We start from the raw sequence: 17,036 nt of genomic DNA, 5'->3' as shown, positions 1-17,036 counted from the left end.
TTTTTTATTATATTCAGATTATGTGGGTGAATTACCATTCGCCCCTACATTTCATTTCCCTTTTCTCTTTTCCAATCTCCAATCCCCAGTATCACATTCCAGATCGAATTGCTTCAACGGGGTCTAATTTCGCTGCAGAACGCGCAGGTAAATACCCCGATATCAATCCTATAATGATAGACAATCCCAATCCAATACCAATATTAAATAAACTTAATACAAACTCAAAGTCCAGTAATACACTTACTCCTTTCGCAATCATCCAAACAACAATAATACCCACTAATCCCCCGATTAAAGCCAATATAATTGACTCAAACAAGAATTGTAAAAGAATAACACGTCGCTTAGCTCCTATCGCTTTCTGAATGCCTATTAAGTGCGTGCGTTCTTTGACAGACACAAACATAATATTGGCAATCCCAAATCCTCCTACCAAAAGAGAAAACATACTGATAATCCACCCTACTACATTCATCTGTCCAATAATATTATCCAAAAACTCCATCATTCCACCAAATACATTGACAAAGAAATTGGTATCCTCCCCTACTTTTAAGCCGCGGAATGCGCGTAATTTAGTCGTTATTTCATCTTCAAAATGTTTGATATCTGCTTTTTCATTGGGTTTTAAAATAATTACAGGCGTATATGCTTTGATATTATCTCCAAACATTTGTCGAAATAAATTTACGGGAATATAAGCTGTTTCATCGTGCCCACCTCCTATAGAGATTGCTCCTTGCTTATCTAAAACACCAATTACTGCAAATTTACGTCCATACAATCGGATATTCTTCCCTAAAGGATCTTGTCCAGGAAAAAGTGTATTGGCGATTTCATTTCCAATGACAATAACTCCACTTCCATTTACCGCTTCTGATTCATTAAAAAAACGCCCACTAGCCATTTTTACATTGTCGAGGTATTGCATATCTGCACTACAAGGACGAACAATAACATCATTAGCATAATAACGATCGGCCTTCATATTTTCATTGCGCACGAAAAAATTAAAGGACGCATATTCGACATCACTTAGATTTCGCTTTAAATAATCGTATTCTTCATAGGTTACATTAGGAAACTGATCAATCTTCCAACGCGGAATTTCTGATGGCCCAAAGGAATGATTAAACACATAAATCATGTTGCGATCAAATCCACTTAATTCAGATTTTATCGTGCGATCCATCGAATCTACAGCTGCTAAAACGGCAATAATAGAAAAAATCCCCACTGTCACCCCTAGGAGAGAAAGCAAGGTTCTTAGTTTATTTGTTCTCAATGCATTGATTGCAAATTGAAAACTACTGAGTAAAAGCCTAAAATATATTATCATAGCATCAAGTTCAACGACCATCCTATTAGTAGAAGAAGATTATAAAAGTTACACTTCCCTCCTATTTTTCTTTAAAAAACAAGACAATTTACGCCTCTTAAAATTAAAATAAAAACTTCTATATTAACTTTATAAATACCTAGACATTAGTTATTTTTGCCGTTTAATTAATAACACACAATGAACACAACTAAAAAGATTCAATCGGCCTTAATTTCTGTTTTTAGCAAAGACGGATTAGAACCTATTGTAAGAGAACTACACAAAAACGAAGTAACTATCTATTCTACTGGTGGTACAGAAACTTTTATTAAAGATTTAGGTATTCCTGTTGTACCTGTTGAAGATATTACTTCTTATCCTTCTATCTTAGGAGGCCGAGTAAAAACTTTACACCCAAAAATTTTCGGTGGAATCTTAAACAGACAAGATCACGAGGGAGATATTCAACAAATGAAAGAATTTGAAATTCCTCAAATCGATGTAGTCATTGTAGATTTATATCCATTCGAAAAAACAGTTGCTTCTGGAGCGAATGAAGCAGATATCATTGAAAAAATTGATATCGGTGGTATTTCATTAATCCGCGCAGCTGCTAAAAACTTCAAAGATACGGTTATCGTACCTTCAGTAAATGAATACGATTTATTTTTACAGATGTTGATTGAGCATAATGGTTCAACAACATTAGCACAAAGACGTTTACTAGCAACTAAGGCATTCCACGTTTCTTCACATTACGATGGAGCAATCTTCAACTACTTCAATGAAGCGGATGATACATTAAAAATCAGCCATGCAGAGGGGATTGAATTGCGTTATGGAGAAAACCCACACCAAAAAGGACACTTCTTTGGTGACTTCGATCAATTATTTAAAAAATTGCACGGAAAAGAATTGTCTTACAACAACTTATTAGATGTTGATGCTGCGGTAAACTTAATGAATGAATTCAAAGGAGAGCAACCAACATTTGCTATTTTGAAACATAACAATGCTTGTGGTGTAGCGCAAAGAAACACAATGAAAGAAGCGTATGTAGATGCTCTAGCTGGAGATCCTACTTCTGCTTTTGGAGGTGTTTTAATTGCGAATGGAACAATTGATGTTGCAACAGCACAAGAAATCAACCAATTATTCTGCGAGGTTGTGATTGCACCAGCTTACGAAGAAGCTGCAATTGAAATCTTAAAAGAGAAGAAAAATAGAATTATCTTGGTTTTAAATGAAATTGAATTACCTAAAAAACACGTACGTACTTGTTTGAATGGTATTTTAGTTCAAGATAAAGATAATGTAACTGACAATAAAGGCCACTTGACAACCGTTACTAAAGTAGCACCTTCAGATCAAGAAGTAGTTGATTTATTATTTGCTTCTAAAATCTGTAAACACACCAAATCAAATACTATTGTTTTGGTAAAAGACGGTCAGCTTTGTGCTTCAGGAACAGGACAAACTTCAAGAGTAGATGCTTTACGTCAAGCAATTGAAAAAGCTAACTCATTCGAGTTCAACCTACAAGGAGCTGTAATGGCAAGTGATGCATTTTTCCCTTTCCCTGACTGTGTTGAGATTGCTGGAAATGCTGGAATCACGGCAGTTATTCAACCAGGTGGCTCAATTAAAGATGATTTAAGTGTTACTTACTGTGATGAAAATAAAATCGCAATGGTTTTCACGGGAATTCGTCATTTTAAACATTAATTTACTAATTTTGTAGAACAACATAAATATTAACTCTAAAAGCCTTTTATATCTATGGGATTTTTTGATTTCATGACGGAAGATATCGCAATCGATTTAGGAACTGCGAATACCCTTATCATTCACGATGGAAAAGTTGTCGTTGACAATCCATCAATCGTTGCTAGAGATAGGACAACGGGAAAAATTATAGCCGTTGGAAAAGAAGCGAGTTTGATGCAAGGGAAAACTCATGGTAACATCAAAACAATACGCCCTTTAAAAGACGGAGTTATTGCTGATTTTGACGCATCAGAAAAAATGATAAGCCTCTTTATCAAAAGCATACCTGCTCTAAGAAAAAAAATGTTTACACCGGCCTTGCGCATGGTTGTATGTATTCCTTCAGGAATTACTGAAGTAGAAATGCGTGCAGTAAAAGAATCTTGTGAGCGTGTGAATGGTAAAGAGGTTTATTTAATACATGAACCTATGTCTGCTGCTATTGGTATTGGAGTAGACATCATGCAACCAAAAGGAAATATGATTGTTGATATCGGAGGAGGAACAACAGAAATTGCTGTTATTGCTCTTGGAGGTATTGTATGTGATAAATCTGTAAAAATTGCAGGTGACGTATTCACGAATGACATCATTTACTATATGCGTACACAACACAACTTATTTGTTGGAGAGAGTACAGCAGAAAAAATTAAAATTCAAACAGGAGCTGCAACTGAAGATTTGGAAACTGCTCCAGAGGACATGCTAGTTCAAGGACGTGACTTGTTAACAGGGAAACCAAAACAAGTAACTGTTTCTTACCGTGAAATAGCAAAAGCATTAGATAAATCAATACAACGTATCGAAGATGCTGTAATGGAAACGTTATCTCAAACGCCTCCAGAATTAGCAGCTGATATTTATAATACAGGAATCTACCTTGCTGGTGGAGGATCTATGTTGAGAGGATTAGACAAGAGAATCTCTCAAAAAACGGATTTACCTGTTTATATTGCTGAGGATCCATTGCGTGCAGTTGTACGTGGAACGGGCCTTGCCATCAAAAATATTGACAAATACAAAAGTGTATTGATAAAATAAACTAACCCATGCAGCAAATAATTAATTTCTTTATAAAAAACAGTACTAAGTTACTGTTTTTGCTGCTTTTAGTTATATCATTTGCCCTAGTACTCCGAACTCATACGTTTCACAAGAGTTCATTTATTAGTTCGGCAAATGGTGTGACAGGTTACGTCTATGAAAATGTAAATAATTTAAAGGAATACATGCGTCTTAAGACTGAAAATGACGCTTTAGTTCTGGAAAATGCTCTACTGAAAAAACAGGCTTTTAATAGTGCTGTTGTAACAGACTCTGTCCCTATTGAATTACCTCTTCTTACAACTCAAGAAGATATATACAACGTTATCGTTGCCAAGGTGATTAAAAATGAATTTAATACCAAGGAAAATTACTTAACGATTAAAGGTGGAGAACGAGAGGGTATTACAAAAGATTTAGGAGTAATCAATAGCAACGGAATTGTAGGGATTATTCAAAAGTCATCCACAAAGTATTCTACCGTACAGAGTATCTTAAACGCGAAATCTAAAATCAATGCCAAGATTAAGGGATCAAATCACTTTGGTACTTTACAATGGGATGGTAAAAGCACAGGGTATGTTCAATTAAATGACATTCCCCGCTTAGCAGAACTCTTCCAAGGCGACACGATTGTCACAGGAGGTATTTCGGATATTTTCCCTGAAAATATTCCCATTGGTACAATCGAAAAAGCGTATACTACAGAAAGCTCGAATTACTTTACCATTGAAGTCAAACTTTTTAATGACATGACAAACTTAGGGTATGTATATGTGATTAAAAATAACGACATTAAAGAAATTATTGAACTAGAAGAAGCTACACGCAATGAATAGTGCTATTTCCAATATTACGCGTTTTGTTATCTTGCTAATCGCACAGGTATTAGTATTTAACAACTTGGATTTATTTTCTTTTATAAATCCATTTCCGTATATACTTTTTATTGTACTTTATCCAACTGATGGCAACAAAGCGCTCTTTTACGTTTCCAGCTTTCTTTTAGGATTAACCATAGACATGTTCGAGAACTCAGGAGGTGTACATGCTGCAGCTTCCTTGATACTCGCTTTTAGTAGACCCTTAGTATTGAAATTTTCATTTGGTATTAGTTACCAATACCACAACCTCAATATCTTTAAGAAAGTAACGAAGGATTTATTTTCCTCTATGGAGGTAATGGGTTATTTAATTATTACGGTAATAATTCACCACGTTGTACTATTTGCACTGGAATTCCTGCGTTTTAATTTTATATTGGAAATCTTATTGCGAACTTTACTTACCACAGTAGCAACATTAATTAGCTGTATATTAATCCTCTATCTGATCAAACCATCTAAACGATGAGAAAGTTATTACTTCCTATTATCATAGTTGCAGTAACTATAACCATTCTTATTCGACTGTTCTATTTACAAGTCGTAGATGATACCTATATCAAAAAATCAGAGAATAATGCCTTAAAAATCGTTTATGAATATCCTGAACGTGGATATATATTCGATCGAAATAAAAAATTATTGGTCGCGAATCAACCTTCGTATGACATCATGGTTATACCTAGAGAGGTAAAAGATATCGACACTTTAGCTTTGTGTAAATTACTCGATGTAACCCTCGATGATTTCAAAACTAAACTACAAAAAGCGACGGTTTATAGCCCTCGTCTTCCCTCTGTCTTTTTAGCGCAGTTGAGCAAAGCGGAATATGCTGCTTTTCAAGAAAAAATTCGCCATTTCAATGGATTTTATGTACAAAAACGTTCCTTGCGTGACTACCAAGTCAATGCAGGAGCCAATGTCTTTGGTTACATTCGCCAGGTTAATGAAGATAACATCAAGAGAAACCCTTACTATAGATCTGGAGATTTAATCGGTATTCAAGGAGTGGAACAACAATATGAAGATATTCTTCGCGGTACTAAAGGCGTGAAATACATCCAACGCGATCGTTTCAATCGCGAGATTGGCTCTTTTAAAGATGGGGTTTATGATACCATTTCTATCAAAGGAAGTGATATCACCTTGACGATTGACTATGATTTGCAAGCTTATGGTGAGCTCTTAATGAAAAATAAACGAGGTGGAATTGTAGCGATTGAACCAAAAACAGGCGAAATTCTTGCTCTGATTAATGCCCCTTCGTATGATCCTTCCCTATTGGTCGGAAGAGAACGCTCTAAAAATTACACCAAATTATACAATGACTCTTTAGCGAAACCTTTATATAATCGCGTATTATCGGGAGAGTATTCTCCAGGTTCACCTTTTAAAATCCTAACAGGATTAATTGGTTTACAAGAAGGAGTTATCACAGAACACTCTGCTTTTTCATGTAACAGAGGATTTTATTATGGGCGAGGCGCCTGGATGGGATGCCACGATTCTGGAACATGGAATTTAAGACATGCGATTGCTTTATCTTGTAATACCTACTTTGCACAGACGTACAAAAAGATTATTGAGAAATATAAATCCCCAGCAGAAGGAATTGACCGCTGGAGCAAGCACTTAGAAAGCTTTGGTCTAGGGCAGTTTTTAGGGTATGATTTACCTGAAGGTCGAAAAGGTCATATTCCCAATTCGGAATATTACGATCGTTGGTACCCCAACAAAGGATGGAAAAGTACCACGACAATTTCCAACGCAATTGGACAAGGTGAGGTGATCATGACTCCAATGCAATTAGCTAATATGGCAGCAGCCGTAGCTAATCGCGGATATTATTACACCCCTCATATCATCAAAAACATTGAAGATCACAATATTGACAAAAAGTTTGTTACCAAACAAGTCACTACGATTGATCCGAAACACTTTGAGCCAATCATCCAAGGGATGAATCAAGTGTTTCACATTGGTACTGGGCGTAGTGTTGCGGTTCCACAGCTAGAGATGGCTGGAAAAACAGGAACAGTAGAAAACTTTACACGTATCAATGGAAAGCGTTATCAATTGGCAGATCACTCTGTATTCGTTGCTTTTGCACCCGTAGATGATCCTAAGATTGTTATTGCCGTTTTTATTGAAAATGGAGTTTGGGGAGCACGATGGGCTGCACCTATTACGAGTCTAATGCTACAAAAATATCTACTTCCAGAAATTGTTCGTCCTGATTTAGAAAAACGAATGTTAGAAGGAAGTTTAGAAAGTGAATACAACAAAGTTTTACAACTATACAACTTAGTGGATAAGCAGAAAAAATAATGAGAAGCGGAAGCGTACAAAAGCATATCGATTGGATAACTATTATGTTATATCTCTTACTGGTTGTAGCGGGATGGGTAAATATTTACTCTACCTCACTGCCTAGTGAAGAAGCCAGTATTTTTGATTTTAGTCAGATTTACGGCAGGCAATTGGTCTTTATTTTGACGTGCATTCCTTTAATTATCCTCATCCTTGCTCTAGATACCAAGTTCTATGAGAAGTATGCCCTAATCTTTTATATTATTGGTATTCTCTCTATTCTTGGTCTATTTGTCTTTGGTAAATCGGTAAAAGGTCAAACCAACTGGTATCAGATTGGTGGATTAGGGGTTCAACCCTCCGAATTTGTAAAAACAACCACGGCTCTCTTATTGGCCAAGTACTTTTCGGACAACCAAGGTACTTTAAAGACGCTTAAAGAGCAGGTAACCGTTTTTATGATCATTGGTATACCAACCTTATTAATCTTAAAACACGATACAGGAAGTGCCATGTTATTCGCTGCATTAATCTTTGTATTATTTCGCGAAGGATTACCTTCTTGGTATTTATGGTCTGCTTTTATTACAATAGCACTCTTTGTTGCAGCATTGATAGTAAAACCTTCCCTAATCATCACATCCATTGTATTATTAACACTATTACACTACTACTTTAACAAAAACATCAATAGAAACCCCTTTATTTATCTTATTTTAGCCACCGTAATGTGCGGCTTTGTTCTATCTGTTGATTACGTGTACGACAATGTACTTGAACCCCATCAAAAAGATAGGATAAACGTTTTACTCGGTGAAAATGTAGATCTTCAAGCCGAAGGATATAACCTCAATCAATCGAAAATTGCAATTGGTTCAGGTGGTTGGTATGGCACTGGTTTTTTACAAGGTACCCAAACTAAGGGAGGCTTTGTACCAGAACAACATACTGATTATATATTTACTACGGTTGGAGAAGAATGGGGATTCGTTGGTTCTAGTACGATTATCGTCTTATTCCTTTGTTTATTTTTCCGCTTGATTTATCTAGCAGAAAAACAAAAGAAGCGATTTAATAGAGTCTACGGGTATTGTGTCGTGAGTTTTTTATTCATTCACTTTGCCTTTAATATTACCATGTTAGTGGGATTATTCCCTACTATCGGAGTACCACTTCCCTTTTTCTCCTATGGAGGATCGAGTTTAATTGCTTTTACATTACTACTATTCATCTTTTTGAAATTGGATGCCAATAGAATCAATGAATGGTAAAATTCGAACAACAATAGAATCAAAATAGAGAAAAAGAAAAATGAAAAAAACGTTTTTAATCGGTGGTATGATGCTACTTGGCTCAACCGCTATGCAAGCACAAGAAGTACAAAAAGAAGAGTCTACAACAATTTTACCTGAAGTTCCCGTTGTGGAGGTTGTAGAAAGCGTTGTCGAAGAAGCTCCAACGATGAGTACAGAAGAATTAAAGGCATTTGAGCAAGAACAAAAGCAGATTGAGCGTGAGCGCAAAGCAGAGCTTAAAAAGCAAAAAGAGATTGCTAAAACCCAAAAGAAAATCCAAAAAGCAACAGAGAAGCTAAACAAGACAAAAGCGAAGTACAAAAAAGAGAATGACACGTTTAATCGCGATATGGCTTTAGGTAAAATTGCTCCCGTTCAAGAATTAAAAATCAAAACGAAACTGCATAAATACCAAACGCAAATTGCCAATTTGGAATTTGACATTAAAGCAGAAGAATACAAATACGAAACATTAACAAAATAAGAAAAAAGCGAAACTTAGGTTTCGCTTTTTTTGTTTACAGTTTACAGTCAACTGTCAACTGTAAACGTTTATAAAAACAAAAAAACCGACAACTTTCGTTATCGGTTTTTTTCTGGTGTGGTGCCTCCAGGAATCGAACCAGGGACACAAGGATTTTCAGTCCTTTGCTCTACCAACTGAGCTAAGGCACCAGTTGCTTATCAATAGTTTAAAATTTGTGGTGCCTCCAGGAATCGAACCAGGGACACAAGGATTTTCAGTCCTTTGCTCTACCAACTGAGCTAAGGCACCAGTTTTAAACTAAGTTACTAAAAGCTAATTTGTGGTGCCTCCAGGAATCGAACCAGGGACACAAGGATTTTCAGTCCTTTGCTCTACCAACTGAGCTAAGGCACCAATTGGCTTTTAGTAGTGAACTTTTGTTCTCTTAAGCGGTTGCAAATATATAATACTTTTTTATTCTTCCAAAACTTCTCTAGCAATTTTTCTTTATTTATCTTTGTTAAACTAAGCAATAGAAACATGATCTATACCCTTGATATCGGAAACACCAGAACCAAACTCGCTATGTTTGAAAACAATAGCCTTTTGAAAACCGAATATCTTTCAACAAAAAATTTACAAGAAGAACTTTTATTTTTTTTAAAAAAAAATAAAACAAAGCCGAAAATTATACTCGCAAGCGTCGTTCATTTGGATTCTGACCTGCTAAATTGGCTTCAAACCCATACTGATTTCATTCAAATCAGCCATACGACTCCCCTTCCTGTAGCGAATAAATATCAAACTCCTCATACCTTGGGGATCGATCGACTAGTAGTCGCTGCTGGATCTACTATTGTTTATCCCAACACTGCCCGTTTAATCATCGATGCAGGAACTTGTATTACCTACGACTTTGTCAATACTGAAAATGAGTATTTAGGTGGCGCTATATCTCCTGGTTTACAATTGCGTTATAAAGCATTGAACGATTACACTGCAAAACTCCCCTATTTACAAACGGAAGACATTAATTATTTTATTGGAAAAAATACAAATGAATCCATCCAATCGGGGGTTATCAACGGAATTGTTGCAGAAATAGACAATATTATCGACCATTATAAAAAAGATTATTCTGATTTAACAATAATTTTAACGGGTGGGGATACAGTTTTTTTGGCTAAAAGATTAAAAAATATAATATTTGCTAATCCAAACTTTCTTTCTGAAAGTCTGAACCATATATATCAATACATAATTGAAAATGATAAAAAGAATCATTCTTAGCTTTAGCCTTATTTTATCCGCTCAAGCTTTCGCTCAGCAAGGAACTGCATCTCCTTATTCGTATTACGGAATTGGAGACTTAGGTTACAATGGTACAAATGAATATAAAGCTATGGGAGGTACTAGTGTCTATTCAGATAGTTTGCACCTAAACTTATTGAACCCTGCTGCTATTAGCAAATTACAGGCTACTACATTCACTGTTGGATCTACCTCTAAGTTCTATAATTTCAAATCAGATAACAGCAATGACAACATAAAACGTCAAACAATTGACTATTTCGTTGTAGGGTTACCTATTTCTAAAAAGTCAGGGGTTATTTTTGGACTTCAGCCTTATTCTTCTGTTGGTTATAAAATCGAAAGAGAACAAATGAATGAATTAAACCAAAAAGAATTCAATCAACTGGAGGGAACTGGAGGAATTAACCGTGTATTCTTGGGTACAGGATATGAAATCAACAAAAACTTTCAAGTTGGTATTCAAGCTAGTTATTTCTTTGGTAACACGGATAATACAAATACCATAGCATTGTTAGATGCTGGAGATGGATTTGGTTTGCTTAATAGTACAAATGAAAAAAGACGAATTGATTACAAAGGATATGAGATTCGCGCTGCTCTTCAATATGAAGGAAAATACAAAGGGTATGATTGGAAAGCCAATCTTACGTACAGTCCTGAAACGAAGTTAACAGCGGACAATGTAACGAACTTGAGAATTATCAATGTAAATGGTGGTATTGTTGATTCTAAAGAAATTTTTAATGGAAGTACGAAATTAACGAAACCACAAGAATTAGCAATTGGAGCTGGTATCGGGAAAGATTTGAAATGGTTTGTTTCTGGACAATTCACGTATATTGAAAACAGTAAATTAGCATCAAGCTGGAGTACGGCTCAATATGCAGGTTATGAAGATACCAAACGCTATGCTGTTGGAGGTTTTTATATTCCTAAATACAATTCTTTCACAAGCTATTTTGATCGCGTTGTATACCGTGCTGGATTCCGTTATGAGAACACAGGTTTAGTATTGAAAAATGAATCAATCAACGATTATGCCTTTTCGCTTGGTGCAGGATTCCCGCTATTTGGGCGTTCTTTGTCTAATGTGAATATCGGGCTAGAGTATGGAAATAAAGGAACAAAAAACAGTGGATTAGTTAAAGAAAACTACTTTAACCTTTCTATCGGTTTATCTTTAAACGATTTCTGGTTCTTAAAACGTAAATTTGATTAATACAACTTATCCATGTTGTTAACTAAAAAAACACTTTTTATTTCTTTATTACTCGGTAGCATCAGCTTTGTTTCTTGCGAGAGTAAGTTTAGAGATATTCAAAAAATACACGACAAAGCTCCATTTTATCCAGCTGGAATAGCAGAAAAAATGCGAGGTCAATACATTGATTCCGGAAGAGTCAAAGCGATTTTAGTTAGCGAAAAAATGCTTGATTACTCCACTGTAAAATACAAGTTTACCGAATTTCCAGAAGGAATTAACCTGACGTTTTTCGATAACAACAACAATAAAAACACCGTTGTAGCCGATTATGCTATTCAGTACACCGCAACGGAGCTTATTGATTTAAGAGGCAATGTGGTGATTACAACACATGATAATAAGAAATTAGAATCCGATCAGTTGTACTACAACCAAAGATTAGATTGGTTTTACACCAATGGTAAATACAAAGCTTCCACAGACAAAGAAAACTTCACTCAAGGCGTAGGTGTCGACTTCGATGGAAAGCTAAACATTATTAAAGCTAGAAATAGCTACGCAGAAAGTATTAAAAAAGAAGAAAACTAAACCTATGAAAGCACTACAACTTATACCTTTTCTATATTTATTTGTTGCCATTCTATTCATCTATGATGGGGCAACTAAAATCATAGCAGGTGAACCCTTTTCAAATTATTGGACAAGCTTTCTTGTTGCAGGTCTAGCTATTTTTATGTTCTTCTTCAGAAGAAAATACAGCAAAAGAATGGTGGACCATTACAATAAAAAATAACCGTCAAGAAAATATACCTAAAACCGTAAAGTTTAAAACCAAGCTTTACGGTTTTTTTTATCTTATAAAGCTCCCTTTTTCTTACATTTCCCTACTTTCTTCTTTTTTTCATTTTTAGTCCATCCCCCTTTTTCTCACCATTTTTCCCATCTTGAATCAAGCTTTAAGTAAAAAATTCTGTTTTTTAACATTAAAAAACAGCAAGAAACACATTCTTTCTTCAAAATAATAGGTTTACCCCTTTTATTATTAAAGAGATAATTGTATTTTCGCTCTCTGAAAAAAATTACACATAATAAAAAAACATGGCAGTTTTATCAAAAATTAGACAAAAGTCGGCGCTGTTAATTGCAGTAATTGGTATTGCTTTATTAGCATTCGTTATTGGAGACGTAGTTAGAAGCGGAGGTGCTGGTTCTTCAAGAAATATTGGAAGCGTAAATGGTGAAGATATCAATACGCAGATTTTTCAACAGAAAGTTTCCCAAGCGGAGCAAGGGAATCAAATGAGTAGAAATCAAGCCTATCAAATGGTTTGGAATACCGAAGTGAATAATATACTGCTAAAAACGGAGTTCGAAAAATTAGGTTTACAAATTGGAAAGGATCAATTAATCAACGTAGTGAAAACCAACCCTATGTTTGCTAATAGTCCTGAATTCCAAAATCAATTAGGACAATTCGACATGGCTAAGTTCAATGCTTGGGTTATGGCAATGAAACAAGCTGGTCCAGAACAATGGCAAGCTTGGTTAAACTATGAGGTTGAATTGGAAAAGTTTGGTTTACAGCAAATGTACAATGCCTTAGTAAAAGGAGGAGTATACACAACACAAACAGAAGCTAAATATGCTTACCATGGTGAAAATAGCAAAGTAACTTTTGACTATGTAACTGTTCCATATAGCACAATCAATGATGATCAAGCGAAAGTAAGTGATTCAGAAATTACAGGTTATATGAAAAAACACGAAAATAGATTCAAATCTGAACCTACACGTGAGTTAACTTATGCTTATGTTGAGAGCACACCTTCTGAAAAAGACAAAGAAGATGTAAAAGAAACAGTTGAAGCTTTCTTAAAGCCAACAGTTCAATACAATGCTGAGACTAAAAAGAACGATACAATTGCAGGTTTTAAAGCAACAAAAGACTTAGTTGCTTTTATCAATGCAAATTCAGATGTAAAATTTGATAGCGTTTATTATGCTAAAAAAGATTTACCATTAGAATTCCAAGAACAATTATACAACTTACCTACAGGAGAAGTATTTGGTCCGTATTTATTCAATGACCATTACTGTATTTCTCGTATGGTAGGTAAAAAAGCTGGGGCAAAAGCAAATGCTGCTCACATCTTAATTTCGTATGCTGGTGCACCACAAAGTGCTGCTACTAGAACGAAAGAAGAAGCAAAAGCAAAAGCAGATGAAATCTTGAAAAAAGCTACTGCAGCGAACTTTGCTGAATTAGCTAAAGCTGAATCAGAAGATACAGGATCAAAAGCAAATGGTGGTAAATACGAAGATATCGCTAAAGGGCAAATGGTTAAACCTTTCGAAGATTTCATTTTCAATAACCCTTCAGGTAAAATTGGAGTAGTTGAAACAGACTATGGATTCCACGTAATTCAAGTATTAGGAAAATCAGAAGGTGTACAAATTGCTACATTGGCTAGAAAAGTAGAAGCTTCAGAAGCAACAGCTGACGAAGTATTCGCAAAAGCAACAAATATTGAATCTGCTGCAACTTCAGGAAACTTAGTAGCAGAAGCAGAAAAAGTAAATGCAGTTGTTCAACAAAATGTAACAGTTCGTCCTTTTGATGAGTACTTACAAGCAGTTGGAGCAAGAAGTGAAATCGTTTCTTGGGCATTTAACAAAGAAACTAAAGATGGAGACGTAAAACGTTTTGACATTCCTGATGGTTATATCATCGCTACTTTAGCTTCAACAAACAACACTGGTTTATTGCCAATTGAAGAAGCTAGAAAAGTTGTTGAACCAATCTTAATGAATGAGAAAAAAGCTCAAGTAATTAAGCAAAAAATGACAGCTGCTACAGTAGAAGAAGTTTCGAAACAAACGAATGCTTCAATCGCAACTGTATCAGAAGTATCAAGACAAAACCCGTTAATTCCAAATATCGGAAACGAACCTTTAGTAGTTGGAACAGCTTTCGGAACAGCTTTGAATCAAAACTCAAAACTGATTGATGGAGCAAATGGAGTTTATATGGTAAAAACAACAAACGTTGCTTTAGCACCAGATTTAGACAACTACAACAACTACAAAACTAGAACTGAAAATGCAGTTCGCATGAGCGCTTCGTCTAAAGTGTTACAAGCACTGAAAGAACAAGCTAAAATTAAAGACAACAGAATTGGAATGATCCAATAATCATATCAAAAGCCATCTACGATTAGATGGCTTTTTTATTCTTTTCGTTTAACTAAGAAAAATACCTTATTTTTGCCCTGAATTCTATATTTAACACGATACATATGAAAGCATACGTTTTCCCTGGTCAAGGTGCTCAATTCACTGGAATGGGTAAAGATTTATACGAAAGTTCAGCAATTGCAAAAGAGCTATTCGACAAAGCAAACGACATTCTTGGGTTCAATATCACAGACATTATGTTTGAAGGAACTGCAGAACAATTAAAAGAAACGAAAGTTACACAACCTGCTGTATTTTTACATTCTGTTATATTAGCAAAAACAATTGAGAACTTTAATCCAGAGATGGTTGCAGGACATTCATTAGGTGAATTTTCAGCTTTAGTTGCCAATGGTACCTTAGCTTTTGAAGATGCTTTAAAATTAGTATACCAAAGAGCTATGGCGATGCAAAAAGCATGCGAAATCGCACCTTCAACAATGGCTGCTGTATTAGGTTTAGAAGATGCTATTGTAGAACAAGTATGCAAGGAAATTGACGGTGTTGTTGTTGCAGCAAACTACAACTGCCCAGGTCAATTGGTTATCTCTGGAGAAACAACTGCAGTAGAAAAAGCATGTGAAAAATTAAAAGAAGCTGGTGCAAAAAGAGCACTATTACTTCCTGTAGGTGGAGGATTTCACTCGCCTATGATGGAACCAGCTAGAACAGAATTAGCTGCTGCTATTGAAGCAACAACATTCAACCAACCTTCTTGTCCAGTATATCAAAATGTACCTGCTCATGCAGTAAGTGACCCAGAAGTAATTAAAAATAATCTTATTGTACAATTGACAGCTCCTGTAAAATGGACACAAGCGGTACAACAAATGATTGCAGATGGAGCAACTTCATTTACAGAAGTAGGTCCAGGAAAAGTTTTAACAGGCTTAATCAAAAAAATTGATAAAGACGCTGAGACTTTCAATATCTAAAATTCAACTAACCATACTTATAAAATCCTTGATTCCAAAAGTGTCAAGGATTTTCTATTTCATTAAAAATCGTGGAAAAATTATCACTTCAAGAGTGGGTATTAATCTTTACACTCGCTAGCTTAACCGCTTTAGGTCCATTAGCTATTGACATGTATTTACCTGCTTTTCCAAAGATAGCTACTGATCTACAAACAGACGTAAGCTATGTTCAAATATCTTTATCAACCTTCTTAGGCGGCTTAGCAGTAGGCCAATTGTTTTGGGGACCAATATCAGATAAATATGGAGCTAAAAAGCCCATTATCTTATCATTGAGTATTTTCATCCTCACTTCTTTTGCTTGTTTGTATGTGTCTGATATCAAAATGATGTGGGCATATCGTTTTTTACAAGCTTTTGGAAGTAGCGGAGGACTTGTCATTGCGCGTTCTATTGTCAATAAGCGATTCGATAAAGACAAAACACTGAAGATATTTAGCATCTTAGCCCTTGTTGGTGGAGTTGCCCCTATTGTGGCGCCTATTTTGGGAAATGCTGTACTCAAATACTTTGATTGGCCTCATATTTTTACTGCCATGGGGGTGTTTGCTCTTTTTAGTATTGCCATGACATTTACCTTTTTAAAAGAAGACTTTTCTAATCGCTTGCCTTCTTTAGAAGTAAAATCCATCATTCAAAACTACTTGAGGCTTTTTGAAAACAAAACATTCATTACCTATACCTTGGTTGGAAGTATTGCCTTCAGTTGTTTGATGCTTTACATTTCTAATTCTCCTGTACTTGTAATGAAAGTTGGAGGATTGAGCAGTACAGCCTTTAGTATCGTTTTTATGGTGAATTCTTGTGGTTTAATGGTCGGTTCATTCCTTACCTCCTCTTTTTTGAGAAAGCGCTTAGAACCGAAGCAAATCATAACCTTAGGTACCAGCATACAATTAATTTCGGCTTTGGTCTTGTTTGGGTTCATTGTGACAGATGCCTCCATCTATTTCCAATTGGTGCCGTTATTCTTTTTTGTTTTGCCCTTAGGGATGCTTTTTCCTACTTCAACCACTTTGGCTTTATCGCCATTTAAAGCAGAGTCTGGTATTGCCTCTGCCCTATTTGGGGCTTCTCAATTGGCGTTTACCTTTTTGACTTCTGTCCTATTAAATACACTAAACAATGGTTCTATGTATGTTGTAGCACTCTCCTTAGCGGCTTGCGCCCTATGTTCCTTGCTCATCAATACATTGACTCAAAAAACATAAATAAAA

At 35.5% G+C, this 17,036-nt stretch carries 15 protein-coding genes and 3 tRNA genes; 14 read left to right on the top strand and 4 right to left on the bottom strand.

All coding sequences use genetic code 11. The features are described 5' to 3' along the window. Positions 1-91: 91 nt before the first annotated feature. Positions 92-1,342 carry an ABC transporter permease gene (locus ACUTSE_RS01060; RefSeq protein ID WP_445638910.1) on the bottom strand — a complete coding sequence of 417 codons (1,251 nt, stop codon included), beginning with the start codon at positions 1,340-1,342 and terminating at the stop codon, positions 92-94. 180 nt (positions 1,343-1,522) lie between these two features. On the opposite strand from ACUTSE_RS01060, the gene purH reads away from it, so the two are divergent. From purH to ACUTSE_RS01025, 7 genes are read left to right on the top strand one after another with little or no spacing between them, the layout of a single operon-like run. After that, on the top strand, positions 1,523-3,049 hold the full coding sequence (purH, locus tag ACUTSE_RS01055; RefSeq protein WP_445638909.1) for a bifunctional phosphoribosylaminoimidazolecarboxamide formyltransferase/IMP cyclohydrolase: 1,527 nt from the start codon (positions 1,523-1,525) through the stop codon (positions 3,047-3,049). Between the two features lie 54 nt (positions 3,050-3,103). Then, a complete protein-coding gene (locus ACUTSE_RS01050) occupies positions 3,104-4,132 on the top strand; it encodes a rod shape-determining protein (RefSeq protein ID WP_060872609.1) in 1,029 nt (342 codons plus the stop codon). 8 nt (positions 4,133-4,140) lie between these two features. Next, positions 4,141-4,974: a rod shape-determining protein MreC gene (gene mreC / locus ACUTSE_RS01045; RefSeq protein WP_115092502.1), complete on the top strand. Its 834-nt coding sequence runs from the start codon at positions 4,141-4,143 to the stop codon at positions 4,972-4,974. After that, positions 4,967-5,488 (top strand): rod shape-determining protein MreD, encoded by a 522-nt coding sequence (locus ACUTSE_RS01040; protein ID WP_445638908.1) that lies wholly within the window; start codon positions 4,967-4,969, stop codon positions 5,486-5,488. Before mreC ends, ACUTSE_RS01040 begins: the two co-directional genes overlap by 8 nt. Next, positions 5,485-7,347 carry a penicillin-binding protein 2 gene (gene mrdA / locus ACUTSE_RS01035; protein ID WP_445638907.1) on the top strand — a complete coding sequence of 621 codons (1,863 nt, stop codon included), beginning with the start codon at positions 5,485-5,487 and terminating at the stop codon, positions 7,345-7,347. The genes ACUTSE_RS01040 and mrdA overlap by 4 nt, the downstream gene beginning before the upstream one ends. After that, positions 7,347-8,600, top strand: a complete 1,254-nt coding sequence (gene rodA / locus ACUTSE_RS01030) for a rod shape-determining protein RodA (RefSeq protein ID WP_002990006.1) — start codon at positions 7,347-7,349, stop codon at positions 8,598-8,600. Before mrdA ends, rodA begins: the two co-directional genes overlap by 1 nt. 40 nt (positions 8,601-8,640) lie before the next feature. Next, positions 8,641-9,108 carry a hypothetical protein gene (locus ACUTSE_RS01025; protein WP_445638906.1) on the top strand — a complete coding sequence of 156 codons (468 nt, stop codon included), beginning with the start codon at positions 8,641-8,643 and terminating at the stop codon, positions 9,106-9,108. A 118-nt stretch (positions 9,109-9,226) separates the two neighbouring features. Here ACUTSE_RS01025 and ACUTSE_RS01020 read toward each other — a convergent pair. From ACUTSE_RS01020 to ACUTSE_RS01010, 3 genes are all read right to left on the bottom strand, one after another. Then, positions 9,227-9,299: transfer RNA gene (locus tag ACUTSE_RS01020), tRNA-Phe, on the bottom strand. Positions 9,300-9,326: 27 nt separating this feature from the next. Continuing rightward, positions 9,327-9,399: transfer RNA gene (locus tag ACUTSE_RS01015), tRNA-Phe, on the bottom strand. Positions 9,400-9,431: 32 nt separating this feature from the next. Continuing rightward, a tRNA-Phe gene (locus ACUTSE_RS01010) sits at positions 9,432-9,504 on the bottom strand. 126 nt (positions 9,505-9,630) lie between these two features. On the opposite strand from ACUTSE_RS01010, the gene ACUTSE_RS01005 reads away from it, so the two are divergent. The 7 genes from ACUTSE_RS01005 to ACUTSE_RS00975 all read left to right on the top strand — a co-directional run bounded on the left by ACUTSE_RS01005 (position 9,631) and on the right by ACUTSE_RS00975 (position 17,030). Further along, complete coding sequence (locus ACUTSE_RS01005; protein ID WP_445638905.1) at positions 9,631-10,380, top strand: type III pantothenate kinase; 750 nt, start codon at positions 9,631-9,633, stop codon at positions 10,378-10,380. Next, positions 10,358-11,623 carry a hypothetical protein gene (locus ACUTSE_RS01000; protein WP_445638904.1) on the top strand — a complete coding sequence of 422 codons (1,266 nt, stop codon included), beginning with the start codon at positions 10,358-10,360 and terminating at the stop codon, positions 11,621-11,623. The genes ACUTSE_RS01005 and ACUTSE_RS01000 overlap by 23 nt, the downstream gene beginning before the upstream one ends. Positions 11,624-11,635: 12 nt before the next feature. Next, a complete protein-coding gene (gene lptC, locus ACUTSE_RS00995; RefSeq protein ID WP_115092496.1) occupies positions 11,636-12,196 on the top strand; it encodes an LPS export ABC transporter periplasmic protein LptC in 561 nt (186 codons plus the stop codon). A gap of 4 nt (positions 12,197-12,200) precedes the next feature. Beyond that, a complete protein-coding gene (locus tag ACUTSE_RS00990) occupies positions 12,201-12,401 on the top strand; it encodes a hypothetical protein (protein ID WP_445638903.1) in 201 nt (66 codons plus the stop codon). Between the two features lie 305 nt (positions 12,402-12,706). Further along, entirely contained in the window at positions 12,707-14,800 is a 2,094-nt protein-coding gene (locus ACUTSE_RS00985; RefSeq protein ID WP_445638902.1) for a peptidylprolyl isomerase, read from the top strand. A gap of 104 nt (positions 14,801-14,904) precedes the next feature. Then, complete coding sequence (gene fabD, locus ACUTSE_RS00980; protein ID WP_259187779.1) at positions 14,905-15,777, top strand: ACP S-malonyltransferase; 873 nt, start codon at positions 14,905-14,907, stop codon at positions 15,775-15,777. Positions 15,778-15,848: 71 nt separating this feature from the next. Next, positions 15,849-17,030, top strand: coding sequence for a multidrug effflux MFS transporter (locus ACUTSE_RS00975; RefSeq protein WP_445638901.1), 1,182 nt, complete (start codon positions 15,849-15,851; stop codon positions 17,028-17,030). Positions 17,031-17,036: the final 6 nt, after the last annotated feature.

The organism is Myroides sp. TSA_177.3 (assembly GCF_052691955.1).
The sequence above is the reverse complement of the archived record's forward strand: the minus strand, read 5'-3'. Positions and strand labels throughout refer to the sequence as shown.

Bases quoted from the DNA above. Each gene is read 5' to 3' on its own strand.
- ACUTSE_RS01060 (WP_445638910.1), bottom strand. From the start codon at position 1,342: ATGATAATATATTTTAGGCTTTTACTCAGTAGTTTTCAATTTGCAATC.
- purH (WP_445638909.1), top strand. From the start codon at position 1,523: ATGAACACAACTAAAAAGATTCAATCGGCCTTAATTTCTGTTTTTAGC.
- ACUTSE_RS01050 (WP_060872609.1), top strand. From the start codon at position 3,104: ATGGGATTTTTTGATTTCATGACGGAAGATATCGCAATCGATTTAGGA.
- mreC (WP_115092502.1), top strand. From the start codon at position 4,141: ATGCAGCAAATAATTAATTTCTTTATAAAAAACAGTACTAAGTTACTG.
- ACUTSE_RS01040 (WP_445638908.1), top strand. From the start codon at position 4,967: ATGAATAGTGCTATTTCCAATATTACGCGTTTTGTTATCTTGCTAATC.
- mrdA (WP_445638907.1), top strand. From the start codon at position 5,485: ATGAGAAAGTTATTACTTCCTATTATCATAGTTGCAGTAACTATAACC.
- rodA (WP_002990006.1), top strand. From the start codon at position 7,347: ATGAGAAGCGGAAGCGTACAAAAGCATATCGATTGGATAACTATTATG.
- ACUTSE_RS01025 (WP_445638906.1), top strand. From the start codon at position 8,641: ATGAAAAAAACGTTTTTAATCGGTGGTATGATGCTACTTGGCTCAACC.
- ACUTSE_RS01005 (WP_445638905.1), top strand. From the start codon at position 9,631: ATGATCTATACCCTTGATATCGGAAACACCAGAACCAAACTCGCTATG.
- ACUTSE_RS01000 (WP_445638904.1), top strand. From the start codon at position 10,358: ATGATAAAAAGAATCATTCTTAGCTTTAGCCTTATTTTATCCGCTCAA.
- lptC (WP_115092496.1), top strand. From the start codon at position 11,636: ATGTTGTTAACTAAAAAAACACTTTTTATTTCTTTATTACTCGGTAGC.
- ACUTSE_RS00990 (WP_445638903.1), top strand. From the start codon at position 12,201: ATGAAAGCACTACAACTTATACCTTTTCTATATTTATTTGTTGCCATT.
- ACUTSE_RS00985 (WP_445638902.1), top strand. From the start codon at position 12,707: ATGGCAGTTTTATCAAAAATTAGACAAAAGTCGGCGCTGTTAATTGCA.
- fabD (WP_259187779.1), top strand. From the start codon at position 14,905: ATGAAAGCATACGTTTTCCCTGGTCAAGGTGCTCAATTCACTGGAATG.